The organism is Methanocalculus natronophilus (assembly GCF_038751955.1).
In the GTDB taxonomy this organism is placed as follows: domain Archaea; phylum Halobacteriota; class Methanomicrobia; order Methanomicrobiales; family Methanocorpusculaceae; genus Methanocalculus; species Methanocalculus natronophilus.
Genome location: NZ_JBCEXH010000102.1, coordinates 327 through 584, shown reverse-complemented (window position 1 = coordinate 584; position 258 = coordinate 327). Strand labels below are relative to the sequence as shown.

Sequence of the window (258 nt, the reverse complement as noted above, 5' to 3'; positions counted from 1 at the left end):
GCCTGCAGTGTTCATTGTGAATACAGAATATCAAGGAAACTTTAATAATATCTATTTTATGCCTGCAGAATACTTTGGATACATGGCATTATTCTTTGCTTATGCTGCAATCATTGGCGCATCATTTAATTATTTTACAATGCCAAAAAAAGTTCCTCATCAGAAAAAAGATGTTTACGATGAAATCTTATATAAAAGAAAAAACACGATGCATTAAGTAAAAAACACCTAAAAAGGTAAAGCAATTCAACATTGCTT

General features: G+C 30.2%; 1 protein-coding gene. It reads left to right on the top strand.

Translation table 11 applies throughout. The features are described from left to right. A partial coding sequence (locus tag ABCO64_RS10690) for a hypothetical protein (RefSeq protein WP_343089465.1) occupies positions 1–217 on the top strand: 217 nt, incomplete at its 5' end. Positions 218–258 lie beyond the last annotated feature (41 nt).